Here is a 22,317-nt window from a genome sequence, read left to right on the forward strand (position 1 = left end):
GCTTGCTGGTCTGGCTGGTCGCCAATGTGTATCCCACCTTTACCTATGCCGATTATCCTGAGCGCTTTGCTCCCGATGCGCCAGAGCAGCTGCGCGAGCGCTGCGTGGCATACCGTAAAACACTTTATCTGTGGCTCGATAAGCAGTTGCAGGCCGCGCCCTGGGCTTTTGGTGAGCAGTTAACCCTGCTGGATATCTATATTTGCGTTATGCGCACCTGGGGGCCACGACAGGGATGGTTTGCGCAAAACGCGCCGAAGATGTCGGCCATTGCGGATGCGGTTTGTGGGCTACCCTCCCTGCGTAACGTGCTGCGCAGCAACGATATTATTTAATCATCAGCGCGTTTGGGTTGTGATAGGGTAAAAGCCCAATCATAAAGGAGCACACCATGCCGCACGTTGATATTAAATGTTACCCCCGGGAACTCAGTGAAGCGCAGAAACAGGCCCTGGCTGACGATATTGCGCAGACGCTTATGCGCCATTTGCCGGGAAGCACAGAACGTACCATCAGCGTTGCGCTCAATATGGTGCAGCCCGAAGAGTGGAAGAACCAGGTATGGGATAAAGAGATCGCGCCCCAGCTGGATTCGCTGATTAAAAAGCCGGGCTATAGCGAATAAGCCGTGTTAGCCCGGATGCGCTTCGCTTATCCGGGTTACCACAAAGAGCCGTATCCGGGATGCCGTCAGGAGGGGGCTTTAATTTCGCTTCCGCTGGCGACAAAATTCCCGCCGCCCAGATGATGTAACGTTCGCAGTTCGGTATCGTCGAAATGCCAGCGCCCGTTGCTGAAAGCCCGCTCATCGGCGGCGGCGCTGAGCACTTCGCCAAACAGGGTGTCATATTTCTCCTGGGCGGCGGTAGGGGGAAGCAGGCGACACTCCATCCACGCCAGGCACTTCTCTTCAATAACCGGCAGGCCCAGCACCGGGCCGGCAAATGCCGGGATACCGTAGCAGTTGAATTTATCTTCATCGCGGCCGGTCACGCTGCCGACGGCATATGTCCAGTTGGCGGCCGCCACGCCCGGCACGACAATACCAAATATGCCGCTGCGCTCAATTAACTCCCGCGACCAGGCGCTTTTATCCACCACTATCGCAATCCGGGGCGGCGAAAATTCGACGGGCATCGACCACGCCGCAGCCATCACATTGCGGCGGTCAACGCTTTCGTCACGGCTGGTGATGAGCACTGTCGGGCCGTGATTTAACAGGCGGCTGGCGTGCTCCAGCGCAACGGGACGAAAAAAGTTCATAACGCTTCCTCAAACAGTTCGCAAAATCCGCAGGCTAAAGGGACGGGGTACCGACGTTGCGGGCGATAACAATCTGCCCGCGACCCTGTTCTTTCGCCATATAGAGCGCCAGGTCTGCCGCTCTGATCAGATTAGTCGCCCTGGCGTGCTGCGGCCAGGTCGCCAGGCCGATAGAGACGGACACCTGGCCTAAGTCCTGCGATTCATAGAAGATCCGGTGCGCCAGCACATTGCGCAGCAGCTGTTCGGCAAGGGTTCTGGCCGCGGCTTCCGTGGTATCGGGCAAAATTATCAAAAACTCTTCACCCCCGTAGCGAAACGCGATGCCGTTCTCGCCAGCGGTCTCCTGCAAAATGCGCGCAACCTCGCGCAGGACTTTATCACCCGCCTCATGACCATAGTTATCATTGAGTTTTTTGAAGTAGTCGATGTCCAGCATCAGGCAGCTCAGGCAACTGTTGTTCGCCATCGCCTGCTCAACCAGCGCGCGTAGCGTCTCATCCAGGTTATGGCGGTTACGCAGCCCGGTAAGCGGATCGTGGGTGGCTTTCTCCGTCAGGGTATCGCGCAGCATCTGGTTAGCCAGCGCCAGAGCGATGGTTTCCGCCATCAGCTCCAGGTAGGCGTACGGCGGCTCTTTTTCCGCCGCGTTATCAAAGGTCAGCAGGCCGATGGTCTTATTTTGCGCAATCAGCGGCACGCAAATTGCCCTGATAGCAATCTCCGGCGGCAGGTGTTCGCAGGGCATATCTACCGTATCCCGTGAGGGGCAGTGCAGCTGGCCGCGTTTTAACGCCCAGCAGCTCTCCGGGGGAAAGGTGGTTTCATCGCCGGGAGGCAGTAGCCAGCGGGCGCTACACTTCATCCGGTTTTTCTGGGTATCGAGGATATAGAGCCGCCCGCCCATCTCGGGGATTATCTGCGGCGCAAAGCGGCTCACCACTCGAATAATGGCGCTGTGCGAATCGCAGCCTTGCAGGCGCTGGCTCATTCTTGCCAGCAGGGTGCGGCAGGCCCACTCTGCGTCGCGCTCCTGTTCGAGGCGCTGGCGGGCGAGACCATTTTCACGAAAGATATGGATGGCCTGTGCCATATCGCCAATTTCATCCACCTGCGCCAGCACCGGTGTTTCCACGGCGTAATCCTGACTGGCCAGGCGGTTAACCACATCGCTTAAGGTCACCACCGGGCGCAGAATGCGGTGTTTGATAATAAACCCCAGCACGAATAAGAAGAGCAGGGCGGTCAGGCCGACCATAATTTCTGAAAGGGTACGCAGCTTTTGCGATAGCGCGGTTGCTTCGGCAACGGCTTTGTCGGTGCGCTGATCCGTGAGGCTACGGAAATGGTTGAAGCGATATTCCGCCTGATCGAGCTGTTCTTCGTACTGCTGGCCAAAAACAAGCTCTACCGCTTCGCGGGCGTTGCCAGCCTCAACCGCAGCAATCGCCGCCTGCTGTTCATCTTCTAAGGTATCCAGCATCTTTATGCCGTCACGCAGGATAAGCACTTCTTCGGTCGTGGCTTTCCGATCCCGCAGCCGGATGAGCTGGTCTTCCAGTTTGATATCCTGCTGCAGCTTCTGCCGCCAGGCCTGGATATCTTCCGGGCGCTGCTTGATAACCGCCTCGCGCACCAGATCGGTCAGCGCAAAAGCTTCTTTTTCCAGTTCATCACTTAGCGCATCGAAAACGCGGCTGTGGGCAATAGCTTCCCGCTCGGCACGCTCCGCGTTGGAGGCCATAAACAGCGCGATGCCGGAGGAGAGCGTTAAAACTACCGTGGCGATATAGGCAAAATTTGTGATCGTCGCAATGCGCACTTAATCACCTTTTTTTATTAAGGAAAACATGAAAGACCTTCTCTAAGCGTTAACCATCTTCTTTATAAATCAAGCCGCAACATTTCCGTAATTGTTTCGTCACATTCACTGCCTATAGTCAGCGCCATCAAATCCCAAAGAGGATAACAATATGTTTGCTCCCCTGACTTTCGTGCAGGTGGACGCGCCCCGTTGGATGCAGACCACGGGCCATGATGACGCCTTGCTAAAAGGGGGCGTACATGGACGCGTCTACTGAAATCCGCCTTGCTGGCGTCTCTTACGCCTTCGGCGATCACCGCGTGCTTAACCAGCTCGATCTCCATATTCCCGCAGGCGCTATTGTGGCGCTGCTCGGCCCCTCCGGCTGCGGCAAAAGTACATTACTCAGGCTGCTTGCCGGGCTCACCCAGCCTGCCGACGGCACTATCTCCTTCGGTTCGCGTCTGGTGGCGAAAGCCGGATGGGCGATGGCCCCGGAATCGCGGGACATCGGAATGGTCTTTCAGGATTACGCCCTGTGGCCGCATATGACGGTAGAAGAGAATGTCGCTTTTCCTTTAAAGATGCGCCGGGTCGCGCATGATGAACGGGAAAGCCGCGTCAGGCGCGCCCTCGAACGCGTCGGGCTGGGTGAATTCAGCAAACGGAAACCGGCCGGGCTTTCCGGCGGCCAGCAGCAGCGCGTGGCGCTGGCGCGGGCAATTGTCGCTGAGCCTCGCGTGCTGCTGTTCGACGAACCGCTCTCTAATCTGGACAGCGAGCTGCGGGAAACCCTCTGCCGCGATATGGCGCTGCTGCTGCGTCAGCTGGCGATTACCGCCGTCTATGTCACCCATGACCGCCGTGAAGCGGAAATTCTCGCCGACCACATTGTTCATCTGTCTGCCGGACGGGTAGACGCTATTCGTTCCGTTACACCATCCTCAGGGGAAATTGCATGACATTGTCGAAAAAAGGAGTTGCGTTAGCCATGGCGTTATCGTTTGCCTCTCTCTCCAGCGCCCATGCGCTCACCGTCTATACCGCCGGGCCGGGCTCGCTCGCTAAAGGGCTTGCCAGCGGCTTTGAGAAACAGACCGGCGTGAAGGTGAATATCTTTCAGGCGACTACCGGAAAAGTGATGGCCCGCCTGGAGGCAGAACAGGCCAATCCGCAGGCGGATATTCTGATCTCCGCCTCCTGGGATACCGCCGAAGATCTGCATAACCGCGGCTGGCTGCTGCCGTACCAGAGCGCTAACGCCGCCCAGGTGCCCTCATCGCTGAAAAGCGCGGATTATGTGGCGCAGGGCATCTCTGCGCTGGGGATCGTCTGGAATACCAAAAGCGGTACCCCGGAACCCAAAGAGTGGCAGGATTTAACCGCGCCAGCCTTTAAAGATAAAGTTACCACCCCGGACCCGGCGCTCTCCGGCGCATCGCTGGATCTGCTGATCGGTCTGCAAAATGGAATGGGTGATAACGCCTGGGCGCTGTTCGATGAACTCAAGAAAAACGGTATGGTCGTGAGCGGCCCGAATGCGCAGGCCGTTACGCCCGTTATGCAGGGAGCGAAAGCGGCGGTATTCGGTGCCGTTGACTATGTCACATACGGCAATATTGAGCAGGGGGAATCGCTTAAAGTGATCTTCCCGGCCAGCGGTACGGTGATTGCGCCGCGCCCGATGATGATCCTCAAAACCACACAGCATGCAGCGGATGCCAAAGCGTTCATTGATTATGTGCTGTCGCCGGAAGGACAGAAGCTGGTCGCTGACGCCTGGCTGATGCCCGCCCGCGGTGACGTTGAGGCCAAACGTCCGCTGTTTACCGAGCTGAAAATTCTCCCCACTAAAAATGACGGCACCAGCGAACGCGCCGATGTGCTCAAGCGCTTCAATACGCTCTTTACGCAATAAACGCGCTGGCTTTTTAACCCGGACAAGGCGTGAGCTGCGTCCGGGGCTTCCCCGACCATCGGGGAAGCCCCCGTCTTGTGGACATTCGCTGTGAATCAAAGACTGATTTCGTTTTCGACTATGCTGGCGCTGACCGTTCTGGTGGCGCTGCCGCTGCTGTTTATCGTACTGCAGGCCGTCTTTCCCCAGTTCAGCGCGGGTTCGCTGGCGGGGGCGTTCACATCCGTGCCGATGCTTTTTGCCGACCCGCAGCTGCTGGCGATGTTTGGCGGCACGCTGCAAATCGCCGCGGGCGTAGCGTTACTGAGCGCCTGCATCGGCCTGCCGCTTGGCGTGGCCCGCGGGCTGTTTAACCTGCCGCTGGCGCGCCTGTGGGATCTGCTGTTTCTGGTTCCCTTTCTGACGCCGCCCTACATTGCGGCGCTTTCCTGGATGCTGGTACTACAAACCAACGGCTATCTGGCGCAGCTTGTGGGTTTTGATCTTAATACGCTGCTGTTCAGCAAAAGCGGCATCGTGCTGGTGATGACGCTCAACATTTTCCCGGTGGTTTACTTTGCGGTATCGCGCAGCCTGCTTGCCAGCGGGCAGCGGCTGGCGCTGGTCGCCAGGGTGCATGGCGCGAGTCCGTGGCGGGCTTTTTTCCACGTGACGCTGCCCATGCTCTCGCCGTCGCTGGCGGCCGGCATGCTGCTGGCCTTCACCCTGGCAATAGAGGAGTACGGCGTGCCCGCCGCGCTGGGAAGCCGTTCCGGGGTGGTGATGCTGACGGTCGGCATTGAAAAGAAACTTGCCGACTGGCCCATCGATCTGCCTGGCGCGTCGATGCTGTCGCTGATTCTGATCGCTATTGCGCTGAGCGCATGGTGGTTGCAGGGCAGGCTGACGGGGGGGCGCGATGTCACCAGCGTGACGGGCAAGCCCGCTGAAAACAGCGGGGCGACGCTGGGCGCTATGACTCTCCCTGTGGTGGCGGTGATGGCGACGGTGGGGTTTGTGGCGGTCGGCGTACCGGGGTTATCAATGGCGGTGACGGGCGTGATGTCAACGCTCTCCGGCGGCCTGTCGCTGAATAATGCAACGATTGCACACTATGCGGCGCTCTTTGCGCAGCAGGGAGATGCCCTGTCGGCGCTGGGAACCAGCCTGTCGCTGGCGCTGGCGTCCGCGCTGATTACCGGCACGGTAGGCCTGCTCGCCGCCTGGCTGGTGGTGGTGCAACGTATTCGGGGACGCGGCGTGATAGACGCCCTCTCGCTGATGCCCGCCGCGCTGCCCGGTATTGTGGTGGGGGTGGGGCTGATTTTGCTGTGGAACCGGAGTTTCTGGCCCGTAACGCCTTATAACAGCTGGGCTATTTTGCTGCTCTCCTACTGCTGCCTGCTTCTGCCCTGGCCGGTGCGCTACGTTGGCAGCGCGCTGCGTCAGCTTGGCGGCAACCTTGAACCTGCCGCGCGGGTGCATGGCGCAAGCGCGATGCAGGCTTTACGTTTTATCGTGCTGCCGCTGGTTTTTCCGGCGCTACTCGCCGCCATGCTGATGGTGTTCGCCATTGCATCAAGGGAGCTGGTGACCTCGCTGCTGCTTGCGCCGGCGGGAACGCAAACCGTCGCGGTCTTTATCTGGCGACAGTTTGAACAGGGATCGGTGGGGCAGGGTATGGCGATGGCGACGCTCACGCTGGTGACGGGGCTGGCCCTGATGCTTACCGCGCTGGCGATAATGCAGCGTAGCGCGCGACGTTAAATGAAAGGGCACAAAATCGCCTGTGCCCGTAAAAAAATACGTTATAACTGAGGGACATCAATCGCAGGAGCTGGTTATGTCCCCTTTTCTGGACGCGTATTTCGCCCGTATTCACTACACCTCAACCCCCGCCGTCAATCTGGAGACGCTGCGCCAGCTGCATTTGCTGCATAACAGCGCCATTCCGTTTGAAAATATCGATGTTGTGCTCCCGCGTGAAATTGAACTCAGCGATGAGGCTATTTTCAACAAGCTGGTGCTTGCCCGGCGCGGCGGCTACTGTTTTGAGCAAAATGGTCTGTTCGAACGGGCGCTGCGCGAGACAGGGTTTAAGGTGCGTAGCCTGCTGGGCCGCGTGGTGCTTGCTAACCCGCCGCAGATGCCGCCGCGCACGCATCGCCTGCTGTTAGTCGAGCTACAGGGCGAACAGTGGATTGCCGATGTCGGTTTTGGCGGCCAGACACTGACCGCGCCCGTTCGCTTACAGCCGCACATTGAACAGTCCACCCCGCACGGACTCTACCGGCTGGAGCAGGCCGGGCCTGACTGGGTGTTACAGTTTCGCCACCATGACCGCTGGCAGTCGATGTACCAGTTTGAGATGGGCGCCCAGTATCAGGCCGATTTTGTGATGGGTAATTTCCACTCCGCCCACTGGCCGCAGTCGCATTTTCGCCACCATCTGCTGATGTGTCGCCATCTGTCCGACGGCGGCAAGCTGACGCTGACCAATTATCACTTCACCCACTGGCGCGATGGCCATGTGGTTCAGGAGGAGATACTGCCGGATGCCCGCGCGCTCTATGACGCTATGCAGCAGCGCTTCGGGCTTGGGGTGGACGATCCGCAGTACGGGTTTAGCGTGCAGCAACTGGAGAGGGTGATGGCCGGGTTTTAAAGCGCGGCTAGCAGAGTCGACTAAATCGGGGATCGAGGGTAAAGGGTTCCGTTTTAACGCTCTTAAGTACGCTTTTTGCAAGGGGGTGCTGCGGGTTAAACAAGGCGTTCCACTCACCCGTCAGGGTGCTTGGGACACGTAAGATCAACCCGTTTTCCCTGGAAGCAAGCCAGTCATCACCAATTTGCTGCGTAGAAAAAGAGGGAGGATCGGCCTGCCAGTCCGCAGGCAGAGCGGTCAAATCAAGCGTTGCGATAAGATTCGGCGGCACCTGCACTGTTAAAAAGCAGTATCCCTGAGAAATGTCCTCTATCTCCAGATGGACGAGAGTTTCCAGAACACAAAGCGCTTTCGAGGAACCAAGGTACACACACTCATGGCCCGGAGAGTTCCAGCGGCCGCCAAACGTCCTTGCGCCATATCCATCAAATGCTGTCGCAGCATAACGATCTTTGACCAGCCGCCAGAAAGTGACGCGCTCCATTAGCTAATTACTCCGTGCTCCAGACGCCCAATCAACATTAATACTGCCTCCGCACCCGCAGGGGTAGAAAGTAACTCTGCAGGTTTTTTGCCTCCGAGTCCTTTGGCAGGCTTGTTGATCCAACGGGCCATACGGACGCTATCGTTATCAAAAAGTTGGCGCGCGGCGCTGATTACCCGAGCAAGGGTATAGACCCGTGCGCTCTGTTCCGGCGAAAACCGTTTTTCGTGACTATTGATGCGGCGGCTGTAAGTATTACGGTCAATGCCTGCCATTCGGCAAAGCGCGGCTTCGTCGAGTTCGACTGCGTCCGCTATTTCACGTAACACACTCGCGCTTAAACCTGCGCTAATAGTATCGTGAGCTGCAATCGCGGTAGCAGGTAAACCCAGCATAGTCAGCAGATCGTGCGGCACAGCGCGTGCGCCAGGGGTGAACAGTTGCATCACTTCCCTCCTCATGTTCATTTGATTAAAATTTTAGTTCAAATGAACAATTTGAGCAATCGACAATCACTGGCGGCGCGTCGCCCACCAGCACAGCAATGAACCCGCGCAGACCATAAATGCCCCCTGCCAGAACGAAAAAGAGAGCGGGGCGCTCAGTACCGCTGCCGCCAGCGCGGAGGAGAGAACCGGCGTGAAATAGGAGGCGGCGGCCAGCACCGCGACGTGGCCATGCAGAATGCCGGTATTCCACGCGGCATAGCCAAAGCCCAGCGCCACGGCGGTTAAAGCAAGCTTAATAATAACCGGCAGGCTGAACTGCATCGGCGGCTGTTCGCTAAGGGCAAATTTAACCCACAGCGTGGCCGCCGTTAGCAAAATAAACAGGGTGATGCCGTTCGCCCCACGGGCATATTTACTGGTCACGGTACAGTAAGCCGCCCAGATAAATGCCCCTGAAAAAGCCAGAAGATAGCTAAGCGGGCTGGAAAGAACATTGCGGCTGATATCGGCCAGATTAATCCCCTGGTCGCCACCCAGCACCCAGCTCACGCCCGCCACCGCCAGCACCAGCCCCGGGATCACCCACAGAGTGGTTTTCTGGCCGTTAAACAAAATGGCGAATAAAATGGTCAGGCTGGGCCAGAGATAATTGACCATCCCCACCTCAATGGCCTGTTGACGCGTAGCCGCATAACCGAGCGATAGCGCAAGACAAAGTTCATAGCAGACAAATAACACGCTGCCGCCAATCAAATAGCCGCGCGGAAAACGGCGAATATCCGGGAAGCCTACGGTAAATACCAGCAGCAGGCCGCTTAGCGTATAAATCATCGCCGCGCCGCCTACCGGCCCCAGTCCTTCACTCACGGCCCGTATCAGTCCGACCATCGTGCTCCACAATAATATGGCGACAAGACCGATCAGCGTGGCTTTTTGCTTACTCATTACACCCTAACCCATTGAAAAGGCGAAAGGGGGAATGTATCCCATTCATCATGAGGAAAGCAATTCTGCTCCGCCGCGGCGAAGCAGAAGCGTCTGGCCTATGGCCGCGCAAAGACGTTTTGGTAATCCATCGCGCGCAGATCTTCAAGCAAGCCTGGGCCGACTGGCTGCCAGTTCAACTTCCGGCGCGTCCAGACGGATGATGAACGCAACGACATGCCGGCGAATATCGCAAACCAGCCAAAATGCGCCTGTGCTTCCCCGGCGGAAAGCGAAAGCTGCGGCAGGTTGAGCTTGTCGGCAACCGTCAGCGCAATCTCGCGCATCAGCACCTCTTCCTCAGCGACCGCGTGGTAACGGTGGCCGCCTGCCCCTTGCTCCAGCACCAGCCGGTAGAGCCTGGCGACATCGCTAACATGCGCCGCCGACCAGCGGTTATCACCGTCGCCGATGCAGGCCACGGCGCCTTTTTCCAGCGCGTGCTGAATATACCAGGTAATCAATCCCTGGCGAGTCGTGTCGTGTACCTGCGGCAGGCATACCAACCGCACGTTAACGTCCGCGGCGAGCAGGGCGTTAGCCTCTCTCTCCGTCGCAATGCGCGGATTAGCATGGTCATGGAGGCGCTGCTCTGTCTCAGCAGGATGCATCGGGCCATCATTGCCCATCCCGGTTCCGGACGTAATAAGCAGGGGGCGTGCGCTGCCTTTCAGCACCTCGCCCATGGCCTGAATCACCCGCCGATCCTTTTCACAGCTTTCCACAAAATGGTGGAAGTCATGGTCGAAGGCGGTATGGATCACCGCATCAGCGCGCTCAACCGCGCCGGTAAATGAAGCGGGTTCTTCGAGGGTGCCGCGCCAGACTTCCGCGCCTGCAAGACGTATAGCCCCGGCGCTGCTATCAGAGCGGGCAAGCCCGGTAACCTGATGCCCGGCATTAAGCAGTTCGGTTAAGATGCGCGAGCCGATAAAGCCGCTGGCGCCAGTAAGAAAAACGTGCATAACTCACCTCCGGATAATGTTCCCGGTGTAGAGTACCGCTCTGGTCATACTGTAAAAGTAGTGACATTATCAGGGTATAAATCTTAACAGGATAACCACTATGCCAGCAGCAACGCAGCCTTTAGGCGAATTCTTGCGGGCGCGGCGTTTACGCCTCGATCCTGCCACATTTGGCTTTCAGACGGGCAGACGCCGTACGCCGGGATTACGCCGCGAAGAAGTGGCCCAGCTTGCCAATATCAGCCCCACCTGGTACACCTGGCTGGAGCAAGGGCGGGGCGGAGCGCCCTCGCGGGAAGTGCTGAACCGCATCGCCAACGGGCTACGTTTAACGACGCCCGAACGCGAACATCTGTTTATCCTGGCGTTTGGTCATCTGCCTGACACGCCGCTGTCGATCTCCGCAGACATTACCCCGCGCCTGCAGCGGCTGCTTGATGCCCTGCCCATGCCCGCGCTGATAAAAACCATTACCTGGGACGTTATCGCGTGGAACCGCAGCGCCGCGCGGATCCTGACGGACTACGCACAGCTACCGTTAGCAGAACGTAACGTACTGCGCAGGCTATTTACCGACCCGCAGGTGCGCGGCGCTCAGGGCGACTGGGAAGCGGTCGCGCGGCTGGTGGTGAACGCTTTTCGCGCGGATGTGGCGCGGGCGGGTAACTCCGCTGAGATAGCGAATCTGATCGCAGAACTCTCCCGGCAAAGCCCGGAATTTGATGCCTGGTGGCGCAACAACGATGTCGCCACCCACACCGAAGGGGTGAAGCGGATCCGACATGCCCGGTTAGGCGCTATTGACCTTGAATTTTCCTCTTTCGCGGTAGAAGGGCGTCCCGACCTGAATATGATGATCTTTAATCCCGCCAACGAAGAGAGCAGGCGTAAAGTCGCCGCTGATTAAGTCGCTCGCTCATTCGGCATCCATTACCCATTGACATAAAAGGGATATATCGGTTTATGCAATCGGGGCGATAGAAAGTAGCAATTGGATATCAGTGCGCAAAAGGAAAACAATAACCGGATACGCAGCACGCGGGCGTATACAGGATTGTCAATGATTAAGGAGAAAATATGAGCGATAAAAAACTGACGACCGGCTCCGGCGCGCCGGTTGTTGATAATAATAACGTCATGACCGCTGGCGCCAGAGGCCCGATGCTATTACAGGATGTCTGGTTTCTTGAAAAACTTGCCCACTTTGACCGGGAAGTGATACCAGAGCGGCGTATGCACGCCAAAGGTTCCGGCGCTTTTGGTACTTTTACCGTCACCCACGATATTACCCGCTACACACGCGCAAAGCTGTTTTCTGAAATTGGTAAGCAAACGAATCTCTTTGTCCGCTTTTCAACCGTTGCTGGCGAGCGCGGCGCGGCCGACGCAGAGCGCGATATTCGCGGCTTTTCTATTAAGTTCTATACCGAAGAGGGCAACTGGGATCTGGTGGGCAACGATACGCCCATTTTCTATCTGCGCGACCCGCTGAAATTCCCCGACCTCAACCACGTCGTAAAACGCGATCCCCGCACCAACCTGCGTAACCCCACCTACAAATGGGATTTTTTCTCGCTGCTTCCTGAAACGTTGCATCAGCTGACTATCGACTACAGCGACCGCGGTATTCCTCGCTCTTACCGCCATATGCACGGTTTCGGCAGCCACACCTTTAGTTTTATCAGCGCCGACAATAAGCGCTACTGGGTGAAGTTCCATTTACGCACCCAGCAGGGCATTCAAAACCTGATGGATGACGAAGCGCAGGCGTTGATAGGGCAGGATCGTGAGAGCGCCCAGCGGGATCTGTTTAACGCTATCGAACAAGGCGAATTTCCCCGCTGGACGCTGTTTGTCCAGATCCTCGATGAAGACGCGGCCAGTAAGCTGCCGTATAACCCGTTTGACCTGACCAAAGTCTGGCTGCATAAAGACGCGCCGCTGATGGAAGTCGGCGTGCTGGAACTTAACCGCAACCCGGACAACTATTTTGCCGATGTGGAGCAGGTTGCCATGAATCCGGCAAACGTCGTGCCGGGCATCAGCTTCTCGCCGGATAAAATGTTACAGGGCCGTCTGTTCTCTTATGGCGACACGCAGCGTTACCGGCTGGGTATCAACCATCATCAAATCCCGGTCAACGCCCCGCGCTGCCCGTTTCACAACTACCACCGTGACGGCGCGATGCGCGTGGACGGCAACAGCGGCAATGGCGCGACCTATGAGCCGAACAGCTTCGGCGTTTTTCAGGAGCAGCGGGATTTCAGCGAGCCGCCGCTGACGCTGGACGGCGCGGCAGACCACTGGAACCATCGGGAAGACGCCGACTATTTCAGCCAGCCGCGAGCGCTGTTTAACCTGCTAAGCCCGGAAGAACATGAGCGCATGTTCGCTCGTATTGCCGGTGAGCTTGTTCAGGTACCTGAACATATTCGCCAGCGGCAGATTGACCTCTTTACTCAGGTTCACCCTGATTATGGCAACGGTATTGCGCGGGCCGTCAACGCGCTGATGTAAACTCCCTCCGCCCCGTCTTGCGGCGGGGCTGTTCCCGCCGGATATGCACATCCTCTCCCATTGTATGGATTAACAGGCCACAGTTCTGGATTTGATCTGGTTCACATTTCCACATTGGTTGATAATAGCTGTAGCAAATTTTTAACATGTGGTCGTGGTATGAAAAAAACCATTTTTGCGTTGGCGCTGGGTACGTTTGGGCTGGGGATGGCCGAGTTTGGCGTTATGGGTGTGCTGACTGAACTGGCGCAGAACGTCGGGATAACGATTCCCGCCGCGGGCAATATGATCTCTTTTTACGCCTTCGGCGTAGTCATCGGCGCACCGGTTATCGCCCTGATTTCCGGCAAATTTTCCCTGAAACATATTCTGCTGTTTCTGGTCGCGCTGTGCGTGGCGGGCAACGCCATTTTCACCTTTTCGACCTCATACGCCATGCTGGCGCTGGGCAGGCTGATCGCCGGCTTCCCCCACGGCGCGTTTTTTGGCGTGGGGGCGATTATCCTGTCAAAGATCGTGCCGCCGGGAAAAGTCACCCTCGCGGTAGCCGGAATGATTGCAGGCATGACCGTTGCCAACCTGGCGGGGGTGCCGCTGGGCACCTGGATAGGGCACGCCTTTAGCTGGCGTTACACCTTTATGCTGATAGCGATTTTTGACCTGCTGGTGATGGTAGCGATCCTGCTGTGGGTGCCTGAAATTCACGACAGGACTGAGGCGAGGCTTGCCGAACAGTTTCGCTTTTTGCGCAAGCCCGAGCCGTGGCTGATTTTTGCCGCCACCATGTTTGGTAATGCCGGTGTTTTCGCATGGTTCAGCTTTGTGAAGCCGTTTATGGTCAACGTATCCGGTTTTTCCGCCAGCTTTATGACGGTGATTATGGCGCTGATGGGGCTGGGGATGGTGCTCGGCAATCTGCTGAGCGGACGATTGTCAGGCCGTTTTAGCCCGTTACGCATTGCCGCCACGACCGATCTGATCATTGTGCTGTCGCTGGTGCTGCTGTTCGTGGCAGGTGAGCACAGCGTCGCCTCGCTGACCATGGGCTTTATCTGCTGCGCCGGGCTTTTTGCGCTCTCGGCCCCGCTGCAAATTCTGCTGCTGGAAAATGCTAAAGGCGGGGAGCTGCTGGGCGCGGCGGGCGGCCAGGTGGCCTTTAACCTGGGCAGCGCCATCGGCGCATGGTGTGGCGGGATGATGATTACCGTCGGCCTGGGCTGGAGTTTCGTCACGCTCCCTGCGGCAGTGCTGTCGTTTTCGGCGATGTCCTCGCTGCTGCTCTATGCCCACGTGAAAGCGAAAAGGGCGCGGGCAGAAAGCAGGGTGTTGGTGGACGTATAGCAAGCCCCCGGATGCGGCGCGCCTTATCCGGGCTACATTTTTGCTATCTCACAGCGTAAAAAAGAAGCGTCGATAAAATCAGGACGAAAGAAAATAACTTCCAGATTTTGGCTTTTTCATAAAAGCAAAAGGCGCTTTGCAATAATACCGCTAAGCACACAACCACACCGCTTGCCGTTTTTCCATCGCTATCGTTGATAAACGAGCCGGATTTAATAAAGGGGTCTGAGTCATAAATGACGTCGTATTTATCCGCGGTGAGTAAAAACAGGCACAGCATGGCTATCAGGGTGGTGATAAGGACAGTGAATCTTAAAATGATTTTCATATTTAATCACCGAACGCAAGAGCATGCCTCTCCCCAAGGGGAGAGGCGGTTAATTTGTAGCCCGGATAAGCGCAGCGCATCCGGGGGTACATGTTACATCAGTAATTGAGTGATGCGCGCAATCTCTTCCTGCCACTGCGCCTGCAAGGCGGGTTTTTGATGGGCGGGTTTGCGCGCCCGATCCTGCGCCAGACGCGTTTCCAGCGCGATCAACCGTTCCAGCAAGGCGTCGGTCTCATCCGGTAGCGCAGACGTGATTTCCGGCTGCGCCTGCGACGAGGTATCAACCGGTTGCTTAACGCGCAGCTTGTCCCAGGCGGCGTCCGCGTCGTGCCATTCGCTAAACTGCCCGTCGTGAATCAGCCAGAAACGGTTGCAGCCTGCGCGAATAAATTCCCGGTCGTGGCTGATAACCAGCGCGCCGCCCGCAAACTGTTGCAGGGTATCCGCCAGCGCCTCTTTACCGCGCATATCCAGATGGTTGGTGGGTTCATCAAGCATCAGCAGGTTGTAGCGCGCCAGAGACAGGCCGACAAAGAGCAACCGCGAGCGCTCGCCGCCGCTGAGAGTGGCGACCTTTTGCCCATGGCGCGGCCAGGCAAACCCGGCGCTGATAAGCGTCATTTTACGCAGCTCAGCCGAAGGGGCGAATGGCTCCAGCGCCTCCAGCAGGGTCGCGTTATCGGGCAACTGTTGCAGCGACTGATCGTAATAACCGGCCCGTAAACGCGGATGCAGCGCAATGCCAACGCCGGGGGCTTCTTCATGCAGCAGACGCCAGATAAGCCGCATCAGCGAAGATTTACCGCCGCCGTTCTGACCAATAATCGCGACCCGATCGCCACTGCGGACCCTCGCCAGCCCAACGGTAAAAAGCTCAGGCAGGCCTGGCGCGGCGCGTACCGCAAGATTTTCCATCTCCAGAAGGCGGTCGGCTGCCAGCGGTTCGCCCGTAAGCTGTAGCCGCCACTGGCTGCCCGCCGTAAGCTGCGTCTGGCTCTCTTTAAGCCGCGCGACCTGCTTTTCCATCTGTTTGGCCTTGCGCGCCAGATCCTCGTTGTCATAAACCCGGCCCCAGGTAGCCAGCCGTTTTGCGCTGACGGCTACGCGGTCTATCTCCTTTTGCTCGGCTTTGTGACGCAGGGCGTCGCTGGCGTCGCGCTCCTCCAGCGCCCAGCGCGCGGCGGAGCAGGGCAGCGCAAAGGTGTGCAGCGTATTATCACGAAGGATCCAGGTGCCGTTAGTCACCGCATCCAGCAGCGCCCGGTCGTGGGAAACCAGCACGAAACTGCCGCTCCACTGTTGCAGGAACTGCTCCAGCCACAGTAGCGTCGGCAGATCGAGGTGGTTGCCCGGCTCATCCAGCAGCAGCAGATCCGGCTGGTTGATAAGCGCCCGCGCCAGCAACAAACGGGTATGCTGCCCGCCGCTGAGCGTCGCCGCCGGTAGCGTTATTTCCCGTTCGCTCAGCCCCATACTGGCCAGCAATGCCTCTGCCCGCCAGCTAAGGGTATCGCGTTCGCTTTCCGGCAGCTGCGCAATCACCGCCTCCAGCAGCGTTAACGGCAGAAGATGTTCAGGAAGATGCTGTTCAACACGCGCCATCAGGCAGTGCTTCGCCACGGCAACGGCGCCCTGGACAGGGGAAACTGTGCCATCCAGCACTTTTAGTAGCGTGCTTTTGCCGCAGCCATTGTCGCCGGTCAGCCCCAGACGGTCGCCCTGTTTGAGGGTAAAAGTGAGATCGGAAAATAACGGGCCGTAGGCCGTTTCAATACGTAATGATTGTGCGGAAAGTAGTGTGCTCATTGCTTACTCAAGAGTTACAGGCATGACTATGCCTCGTCAAACATCGCTGACGATAACCCGGTAAGCCCGAGAGAAGGGGTTAGTTAGCTTCGCTCAAGCCGAAGTTATCGCAGCACGAACCGATAACGCTTGAGCAGGTGCGATCACCAAGAGTATGTGAAGCGAAAAAACGTTCACAGTACGACATAATGATCCTCCTTTTATTTATCAGATTGATGGATGAAAGCAGTGTAGCGAGGAAAAAGACGTTTGGCTACGCTGAAAAATCGGGGGCTGCCGCCCCCGGATGCGCCGTCAGATAGAGGTACGGCGATAGCTGCGATACTGCGGCAGCCAGAAGTTATCATTAATCGCCTGGAGCAGCGCCTCTTCGGAGGTTTTCACCGCCACGCCCTGCTGCTGCGCTATTTTGCCCACCGCAAAGGCGATAGCGCGGGAGACAATATGAATATCTTTCAGCTCCGGCAGCACCAGACCTTCGCCGTTACGTACCAGCGGCGAATAACCGGCCAGGGTTTCGCTGGCCGCCATCAGCATCTCTTCGGTAATGCGTGACGCGCCGGAGGCGATGACCCCAAGTCCGATACCGGGGAAGATATAAGAGTTGTTGCACTGGGCAATCGGCCAGGTCTTATCGTTCCAGATAACCGGCGCAAACGGGCTGCCGGTGGCAACCAGCGCCTGGCCGTCCGTCCAGTTGATAATATCCTGGGGCGTCGCTTCCACCCGCGATGTGGGATTGGAAAGCGGCATGACGATCGGCCGCGGACAGTGCTTGTGCATTTCGCGGATGATCTCTTCGGTAAACAGCCCCGGCTGCCCGGAGACGCCAATCAGAATATCGGGCTTCACGTTGCGCACCACGTCCAGCAGCGAGAGGGCGTCGGCGTCGCTGTCCCATCCCTGCAGATTTTCCCCTTTCTGCACCAGCTTACTCTGGAACGGTAACAGATTCGGCATCCGGTCGGTGAGCAGGCCAAAACGATCGACCATGTAGACATTCTGACGGGCCTGCTCTTCGCTTAAGCCCTCGCGGCGGGTCTGGGCGACAATCTGCTCGGCGATGCCGCAGCCGGCGGAACCGGCGCCAAGGAAGACAATTTTCTGCTCGCTGAGCTGGCTGCCAGCCGCGCGGCTGGCGGCGATCAGCGTCCCCACGGTCACTGCCGCGGTCCCCTGAATATCGTCGTTAAAGCAGCAGATCTCATTGCGATAGCGGTCAAGCAGCGGCATGGCGTTCTTCTGGGCGAAATCCTCAAACTGCAGCAGCACGTTAGGCCAGCGCTGTTTTACCGCCTGGATAAATTCGTCCACAAAAGCGTAGTAGTCGTCGCCGGTGATGCGCGGATGGCGCGATCCCATATAGAGCGGATCGTTAAGCAACTGCTGGTTATTGGTGCCGACATCAAGTACCACCGGCAGGGTATAGGCCGGGCTGATGCCGCCGCAGGCGGTATAGAGGGAGAGTTTACCGATAGGAATGCCCATACCGCCGATGCCCTGATCGCCAAGGCCAAGAATACGCTCACCGTCGGTCACGACAATGATTTTGATATTGTGGTTAGGCACGTTTTGCAGGATATCATCCATGCTGGCGCGGTTTTGCCACGAGATAAATACCCCGCGCGAGCGGCGATAAATCTCAGAGAATCGCTCACAGGCCCAGCCTACGGTTGGGGTGTAGATAACCGGCATCATCTCGTCGAGATGGTTCTCTACCAGCCGGTAGAAGAGTGTTTCATTGGTGTCCTGAATATTGCGCAGGTAGATGTGCTTATCAATATCGGTTTTGAACCCCTGATATTGCAGCCAGGCGCGCTCCGCCTGTTCTTCAATGGTTTCCACCACCTCGGGAAGCAACCCTAACAGGTTAAAATGGTTTCTCTCTTCCATGCTGAACGCGCTGCCTTTATTCAGCAGCGGAAATTCCAGCAGCACTGGCCCGGCATAAGGAATATACAGCGAACGGTTCTTGTTATACTTCGAATTCATCTCACAACTCCTGAGTCAACTATCCCGGCGCGATAAAAGGCGTCGCGGCGCGCGCCAGTATAAAGCATTGGTCTGATAAAGGGCGAAGATGTCACGCAACAAGCGTGAAAAAGCAGGGCGGGGAATGAAAATGCCGCCCCGGGCGGAGCGGCATAAAGCAGGGCGCGTTTTACTTCTCGCGACGATGACGGCCGGAACGGTGGGTAACGGTTGTCTCCTGGTCGTCCTTATTTACCACTTTCCTGATATTCGAGACTTTGTAATCCAGCCCCAGGATATGACGTGCCTGACGGTTCGATTTCATAATGACTCCTTAATCCAGTCAATGTTTCAGGGACCAGCCCGGTTTAACAACCGGGGGTAAGGTAACCTTCCGGTGCGGTTAAAAAACAGTCCGCCTGACTGATACTCTGCCATTATCAAGCCGGGCGCAACCGCCAGCAGGCCGTTTCGGAACAGTCCGCACTTAGCTGCCGCCAAAAACATGCACCGCGCGGTGCAGCCGCGCCGCCCGCCCGGAGAGATCTTCCGCCGCGCTTGTCACCTGAGCCACCATGCTGGTGTTGTTGTGGGTCATCACGCCAATGCGCGATACCGACTCGTTAATGAGCTCCAGCGCCAGCGTCTGCTCATGCGTGGCGGTGCCGATCTCTTTTATCATCGTCGACATATTGATGACGTTGGCAATCATCGCCGTGAGGTGAGTTTCCGTGTTTGCCACCATCTCGACGCCGCTTTTCACGTTCGCCACGTTCTGTTCGATCAGCGCCTGAATTTCGCGGGCTGCCGATGCGGAGTGCTGCGCCAGATTGCGCACTTCCGCGGCCACCACCGCAAAGCCGCGACCGGATTCGCCCGCGCGGGCCGCTTCCACCGCCGCATTCAGCGCCAGGATATTGGTCTGGAATGCAATGCTGTCGATGACGCCGATAATGTCCACAATCTTGCTGTTATCCTGGGATACCGACTGCATCATGCTGATGGTCTTTTTCATGATATCGCCGCTACGGGTGGCGCTGATGCTGGTTTCATCGGCACGGTTCATGGCGTCGGCGGCGGTTTCTGCCGTTTGCCTGACGGCGCTGGCAATTTCTTCTACGGCGGCGGCCGTCTGGTGTAAGTCCGCCGATGTCTCTTCGCTGCGCTGTCGTAGCGACTCGCCTTCCCGGGTAATACGCTGGCTGATATGGCCAATTCCGTCGATCTGCGCCGAAACGTCAGCGACCAGCGAGTTAAGGTTCAGGCCGGACTGATTGACCAGCCGTAGCAGTAAACCTATCTCGTCAACGCGATTGAAATGACGATAATCGGCCCGTCGTCCGGAGACCACTTTTTGCATCTGGCGGAGAATAATATTCAGCGGGCGACACACCTGAGCCTGTAAATAAAAAGCCAGCGCCGCCAGTAACGCCACTAAAGTGAAATTTTTAACGACCGCGCTCCAGCTGGTGAAATGTAATGACAGAAGCAGCAGGGCGGTAATAAAAATACCCAGGTTAACCCGTGCGGCTACGCTTATACGCTGGAACAGCGAGAGAAAAGAAAATATCCCCCGTCTGACCACCAGCCCTTTGTAGAAACGATAACCGCGCAGCTTATTTTTATTAACCTGCTGATAGAGTGTTTCCGCGGCAGCGATCTCTTCGCGTGGGGGAATATTACGAACAGAAATATAACCGGTCAGCTCACCCTGCTGATAAACCGGCGTTACGTTAGCCCGTACCCAGTAATGATCGCCGTTCTGGCGACGGTTTTTCACCATTCCGGTCCAGCTCTCACCCTGCTGGATGGTGTACCACAGGTCGGCGAAGGCGGCGGGGGGCATATCCGGATGACGAATGACGTGGTGTGGTTCGCCGACTAACTGCGCTTCGCTAAACCCGCTGGCATCGATAAATGCGGTATTAGCATAGGTGATATGGCTGTGTGTATCAGTTGTTGAAAGCAGCGTTGTGCCTTCGTTAAGCAAATACTCTCTCTGTGTAACAGGAGTGTTAAGCTTCATAAATAACCCCATAATGAACGGCGTACAATAAAAGAGGAGACCTGCCGGCGATCGTATTTTAATTATCCCGGGAGTGATTTCTTATTATTCCTGACGTATTTTCCACAAATGAGAAGGGTCTCGAAAGTAGCTGTGGTAAATATTTTTTTAGCCTTCCTAACGCAACCTTATTTAATTATTGTTATGGTTTTGCAAACGAAATTTAGCCGCCTGCAACGGGGTAAGCGTTTCATCCAGACTTAATGCAAATTTAAAGCGATTAGTACAGGCAAGGCCGTTCCTTAGGCGATCAAAAATAAAAAGCTTAACAACCGCTGTCGATATATTCGCAAAACGGTAAAAATTTTGTCATCATGCTTTCACAGCCACTCCGCGAATAATAAAGCAGCGCTAAAGGTCTTCGTCCGCGCGGAAAGGTCAATACCCCTGGTAAATAAAGGGTCAATCTTAAGCGCTGAGGACACCCACATTGCAGCCTTTATTCGGTGAACGAAAAAAACGTCGCCTTGCTACACTCATCTTACAACACCTGTCCGCACGCTCATGTAAGGACCTTTTTGAGGGAATAACCCATTGCTCGCGACTTTGATCTACCGTAGCCGACTCACTCATGCGTTGGATCCTTCGCTGCTGGCCGAGCTGGTAAAGGAAGCGAACATCCGCAATGCGGAACTGCAGGTTACCGGGGTTCTATTATTTAACGGCGACCAGTTCTTACAGGTGCTGGAAGGGCCTGCGGAAGGGGTGAACGCCATATTCAACCGTATCAGCCGCGACAGCCGCCATAGTGATATCGTTGAACTCCTGCGTGACTTCGCGCCCGAACGCCGTTTCCGCGGACGCGGTCTGGTTCTCTTCGACCTGCGGCAGAATAAACCCGGCGTGGCGCTGCGCACTATACTCAAATTCGGCACCCTGAAATACCATCTGGCCCGCCATGACCGGGTCTATAAATTCATCCGTGATTTTATTGCGACCCCGGCATCGGAAAGACGGGTCGAAACCTTTTCTGCCGCCCGGTGGCGGCTGGAGAGTAAAGCCTCTCCCTTTGCCGCTATCGGGCTGCCCCTGCAGGAGAACCAGCCCTGTCAGTTTGCTTTCCAGCCGATTGTCGATCCGGGGCGGGGCACGATCTCGTCTCTTGAGGCGTTAATTCGTGGCCCGGACGGTGGCAGCCCACAGGATTATTTCGCCTCGATCCCGGAACAGAAGCTCCATGAGGCCGACCTGGCATCAAAAGGGTGGGCGCTGGCGATGGCGCGACAGCTGGGGATTGGCAATCATAAGGTAGCGGTCAATTTGCTGCCCATGTCGCTGGTGAAAATTCCGGGCGCCGTGGATATTCTGCTCGGCCACATCACCCGCAATCACCTTGACCCGGAGCAGGTCATTGTGGAAGTGACCGAAGATGAAGTGATCTCCAGCTATGACGAGTTCACCTCGGCCATTCGCCAGCTGCGCGCGGCGGGTATTGGGCTGGCGATTGATGATTTCGGCTCTGGGTTTGCCGGGCTGTCGTTGCTGGCAAAATTCCAGCCTGACAAACTTAAAATCGATCGCAGCATTGTGACGGATATTCATATGCACGGCCCGAAGCAGGCCATCGTCAAAGCGATCGTTGCCTGCTGCGCCGAAATGCAGATTACAGTGGTCGCCGAAGGCGTGGAGAAGATTGAAGAGTGGTGCTGGCTGAACGCCGCAGGCATAGAACGTTTTCAGGGCTACCTGTTTGCCCGCCCGGTGTTAAATGGCGTACCGGCGGTAACCTGGCCGCTGCGCGTATCACGTTGATGCAGCACTGTCGGCCTGGTCGC

21 protein-coding genes are annotated in these 22,317 nt (G+C 57.0%); 10 read left to right on the plus strand and 11 right to left on the minus strand.

Annotated features, from left to right (window positions below; translation table 11 throughout):
- On the plus strand, positions 1-335 hold a 335-nt coding region (locus ENTHG_RS05630), incomplete at its 5' end, for a hypothetical protein (protein WP_044175722.1).
- 56 nt (positions 336-391) lie between these two features.
- On the plus strand, positions 392-625 hold the full coding sequence (pptA, locus tag ENTHG_RS05635) for a tautomerase PptA (RefSeq protein WP_044175726.1): 234 nt from the start codon (positions 392-394) through the stop codon (positions 623-625).
- Positions 626-690: 65 nt separating this feature from the next.
- Here pptA and ENTHG_RS05640 read toward each other — a convergent pair whose 3' ends face one another.
- Together ENTHG_RS05640 and ENTHG_RS05645 are read right to left on the minus strand one after the other, a co-directional pair.
- Complete coding sequence (locus ENTHG_RS05640; RefSeq protein ID WP_044175728.1) at positions 691-1,263, minus strand: flavin reductase family protein; 573 nt, start codon at positions 1,261-1,263, stop codon at positions 691-693.
- 34 nt (positions 1,264-1,297) lie between these two features.
- On the minus strand, positions 1,298-3,085 hold the full coding sequence (locus ENTHG_RS05645) for a sensor domain-containing diguanylate cyclase (RefSeq protein WP_044175729.1): 1,788 nt from the start codon (positions 3,083-3,085) through the stop codon (positions 1,298-1,300).
- A gap of 242 nt (positions 3,086-3,327) precedes the next feature.
- Here ENTHG_RS05645 and ENTHG_RS05650 point away from each other — a divergent pair, with 242 nt between their 5' ends.
- The 4 genes from ENTHG_RS05650 (at position 3,328) to nhoA (ending at position 7,629) form a co-directional block, all read left to right on the plus strand.
- Positions 3,328-4,029 (plus strand): ABC transporter ATP-binding protein, encoded by a 702-nt coding sequence (locus ENTHG_RS05650; protein ID WP_044175731.1) that lies wholly within the window; start codon positions 3,328-3,330, stop codon positions 4,027-4,029.
- On the plus strand, positions 4,026-4,985 hold the full coding sequence (locus ENTHG_RS05655; protein ID WP_044175733.1) for an ABC transporter substrate-binding protein: 960 nt from the start codon (positions 4,026-4,028) through the stop codon (positions 4,983-4,985). Before ENTHG_RS05650 ends, ENTHG_RS05655 begins: the two co-directional genes overlap by 4 nt.
- A 90-nt stretch (positions 4,986-5,075) precedes the next feature.
- Positions 5,076-6,731 carry an ABC transporter permease gene (locus tag ENTHG_RS05660; RefSeq protein WP_044175734.1) on the plus strand — a complete coding sequence of 552 codons (1,656 nt, stop codon included), beginning with the start codon at positions 5,076-5,078 and terminating at the stop codon, positions 6,729-6,731.
- Between the two features lie 76 nt (positions 6,732-6,807).
- Positions 6,808-7,629 carry an N-hydroxyarylamine O-acetyltransferase gene (nhoA, locus tag ENTHG_RS05665; RefSeq protein WP_044175745.1) on the plus strand — a complete coding sequence of 274 codons (822 nt, stop codon included), beginning with the start codon at positions 6,808-6,810 and terminating at the stop codon, positions 7,627-7,629.
- Between the two features lie 7 nt (positions 7,630-7,636).
- Here the strand turns inward: nhoA and ENTHG_RS05670 are convergent, their stop codons facing one another.
- The 4 genes from ENTHG_RS05670 to ENTHG_RS05685 all read right to left on the minus strand — a co-directional run bounded on the left by ENTHG_RS05670 (position 7,637) and on the right by ENTHG_RS05685 (position 10,511).
- Positions 7,637-8,113, minus strand: a complete 477-nt coding sequence (locus tag ENTHG_RS05670) for an RES family NAD+ phosphorylase (RefSeq protein ID WP_044175749.1) — start codon at positions 8,111-8,113, stop codon at positions 7,637-7,639.
- A complete protein-coding gene (locus ENTHG_RS05675; protein ID WP_044175750.1) occupies positions 8,113-8,559 on the minus strand; it encodes an Xre family toxin-antitoxin system antitoxin in 447 nt (148 codons plus the stop codon). The genes ENTHG_RS05670 and ENTHG_RS05675 overlap by 1 nt, the downstream gene beginning before the upstream one ends.
- A gap of 66 nt (positions 8,560-8,625) precedes the next feature.
- On the minus strand, positions 8,626-9,507 hold the full coding sequence (gene yddG / locus ENTHG_RS05680) for an aromatic amino acid DMT transporter YddG (protein WP_044175752.1): 882 nt from the start codon (positions 9,505-9,507) through the stop codon (positions 8,626-8,628).
- 98 nt (positions 9,508-9,605) lie between these two features.
- Positions 9,606-10,511: an SDR family oxidoreductase gene (locus tag ENTHG_RS05685; RefSeq protein WP_044175754.1), complete on the minus strand. Its 906-nt coding sequence runs from the start codon at positions 10,509-10,511 to the stop codon at positions 9,606-9,608.
- Between the two features lie 100 nt (positions 10,512-10,611).
- Here ENTHG_RS05685 and ENTHG_RS05690 point away from each other — a divergent pair, with 100 nt between their 5' ends.
- The 3 genes from ENTHG_RS05690 (at position 10,612) to araJ (ending at position 14,369) form a co-directional block, all read left to right on the plus strand.
- Positions 10,612-11,418, plus strand: coding sequence for a helix-turn-helix transcriptional regulator (locus ENTHG_RS05690; RefSeq protein WP_044175756.1), 807 nt, complete (start codon positions 10,612-10,614; stop codon positions 11,416-11,418).
- Between the two features lie 170 nt (positions 11,419-11,588).
- Positions 11,589-13,028 carry a catalase gene (locus ENTHG_RS05695; protein WP_044175758.1) on the plus strand — a complete coding sequence of 480 codons (1,440 nt, stop codon included), beginning with the start codon at positions 11,589-11,591 and terminating at the stop codon, positions 13,026-13,028.
- Between the two features lie 159 nt (positions 13,029-13,187).
- Positions 13,188-14,369, plus strand: a complete 1,182-nt coding sequence (gene araJ, locus ENTHG_RS05700) for an MFS transporter AraJ (protein ID WP_044175761.1) — start codon at positions 13,188-13,190, stop codon at positions 14,367-14,369.
- A 43-nt stretch (positions 14,370-14,412) separates the two neighbouring features.
- On the opposite strand, the gene ENTHG_RS05705 is transcribed toward araJ, so the two are convergent.
- The 5 genes from ENTHG_RS05705 to ENTHG_RS05720 form a co-directional block, all read right to left on the minus strand.
- Positions 14,413-14,697: a hypothetical protein gene (locus tag ENTHG_RS05705; RefSeq protein WP_044175767.1), complete on the minus strand. Its 285-nt coding sequence runs from the start codon at positions 14,695-14,697 to the stop codon at positions 14,413-14,415.
- 93 nt (positions 14,698-14,790) lie between these two features.
- Entirely contained in the window at positions 14,791-16,506 is a 1,716-nt protein-coding gene (locus tag ENTHG_RS05710; RefSeq protein ID WP_044175771.1) for an ABC-F family ATP-binding cassette domain-containing protein, read from the minus strand.
- Positions 16,507-16,800: 294 nt separating this feature from the next.
- Positions 16,801-18,498, minus strand: a complete 1,698-nt coding sequence (locus tag ENTHG_RS05715) for an NAD-dependent malic enzyme (RefSeq protein ID WP_044175775.1) — start codon at positions 18,496-18,498, stop codon at positions 16,801-16,803.
- Between the two features lie 169 nt (positions 18,499-18,667).
- Positions 18,668-18,802 carry a stationary-phase-induced ribosome-associated protein gene (sra, locus tag ENTHG_RS24040; RefSeq protein ID WP_071825812.1) on the minus strand — a complete coding sequence of 45 codons (135 nt, stop codon included), beginning with the start codon at positions 18,800-18,802 and terminating at the stop codon, positions 18,668-18,670.
- 162 nt (positions 18,803-18,964) lie between these two features.
- Positions 18,965-20,503, minus strand: coding sequence for a methyl-accepting chemotaxis protein (locus ENTHG_RS05720; RefSeq protein ID WP_044175778.1), 1,539 nt, complete (start codon positions 20,501-20,503; stop codon positions 18,965-18,967).
- Positions 20,504-21,076: 573 nt separating this feature from the next.
- Between ENTHG_RS05720 and ENTHG_RS05725 the strand changes: the two genes are divergently transcribed.
- Positions 21,077-22,294: a diguanylate phosphodiesterase gene (locus ENTHG_RS05725; protein WP_044175783.1), complete on the plus strand. Its 1,218-nt coding sequence runs from the start codon at positions 21,077-21,079 to the stop codon at positions 22,292-22,294.
- Positions 22,295-22,317 lie beyond the last annotated feature (23 nt).

Source organism: Phytobacter massiliensis JC163 (assembly GCF_000321045.1).
Lineage (GTDB): Bacteria > Pseudomonadota > Gammaproteobacteria > Enterobacterales > Enterobacteriaceae > Phytobacter_A > Phytobacter_A massiliensis.

What these genes read in the sequence shown, in the direction of transcription:
- pptA (WP_044175726.1), top strand. Translation starts at nt 392, where the DNA reads ATGCCGCACGTTGATATTAAATGTTACCCCCGGGAACTCAGTGAAGCG.
- ENTHG_RS05640 (WP_044175728.1), bottom strand. Translation starts at nt 1,263, where the DNA reads ATGAACTTTTTTCGTCCCGTTGCGCTGGAGCACGCCAGCCGCCTGTTA.
- ENTHG_RS05650 (WP_044175731.1), top strand. Translation starts at nt 3,328, where the DNA reads ATGGACGCGTCTACTGAAATCCGCCTTGCTGGCGTCTCTTACGCCTTC.
- ENTHG_RS05655 (WP_044175733.1), top strand. Translation starts at nt 4,026, where the DNA reads ATGACATTGTCGAAAAAAGGAGTTGCGTTAGCCATGGCGTTATCGTTT.
- nhoA (WP_044175745.1), top strand. Translation starts at nt 6,808, where the DNA reads ATGTCCCCTTTTCTGGACGCGTATTTCGCCCGTATTCACTACACCTCA.
- ENTHG_RS05670 (WP_044175749.1), bottom strand. Translation starts at nt 8,113, where the DNA reads ATGGAGCGCGTCACTTTCTGGCGGCTGGTCAAAGATCGTTATGCTGCG.
- ENTHG_RS05675 (WP_044175750.1), bottom strand. Translation starts at nt 8,559, where the DNA reads ATGCAACTGTTCACCCCTGGCGCACGCGCTGTGCCGCACGATCTGCTG.
- yddG (WP_044175752.1), bottom strand. Translation starts at nt 9,507, where the DNA reads ATGAGTAAGCAAAAAGCCACGCTGATCGGTCTTGTCGCCATATTATTG.
- ENTHG_RS05685 (WP_044175754.1), bottom strand. Translation starts at nt 10,511, where the DNA reads ATGCACGTTTTTCTTACTGGCGCCAGCGGCTTTATCGGCTCGCGCATC.
- ENTHG_RS05690 (WP_044175756.1), top strand. Translation starts at nt 10,612, where the DNA reads ATGCCAGCAGCAACGCAGCCTTTAGGCGAATTCTTGCGGGCGCGGCGT.
- ENTHG_RS05695 (WP_044175758.1), top strand. Translation starts at nt 11,589, where the DNA reads ATGAGCGATAAAAAACTGACGACCGGCTCCGGCGCGCCGGTTGTTGAT.
- araJ (WP_044175761.1), top strand. Translation starts at nt 13,188, where the DNA reads ATGAAAAAAACCATTTTTGCGTTGGCGCTGGGTACGTTTGGGCTGGGG.
- ENTHG_RS05705 (WP_044175767.1), bottom strand. Translation starts at nt 14,697, where the DNA reads ATGAAAATCATTTTAAGATTCACTGTCCTTATCACCACCCTGATAGCC.
- ENTHG_RS05710 (WP_044175771.1), bottom strand. Translation starts at nt 16,506, where the DNA reads ATGAGCACACTACTTTCCGCACAATCATTACGTATTGAAACGGCCTAC.
- ENTHG_RS05715 (WP_044175775.1), bottom strand. Translation starts at nt 18,498, where the DNA reads ATGAATTCGAAGTATAACAAGAACCGTTCGCTGTATATTCCTTATGCC.
- sra (WP_071825812.1), bottom strand. Translation starts at nt 18,802, where the DNA reads ATGAAATCGAACCGTCAGGCACGTCATATCCTGGGGCTGGATTACAAA.
- ENTHG_RS05720 (WP_044175778.1), bottom strand. Translation starts at nt 20,503, where the DNA reads ATGAAGCTTAACACTCCTGTTACACAGAGAGAGTATTTGCTTAACGAA.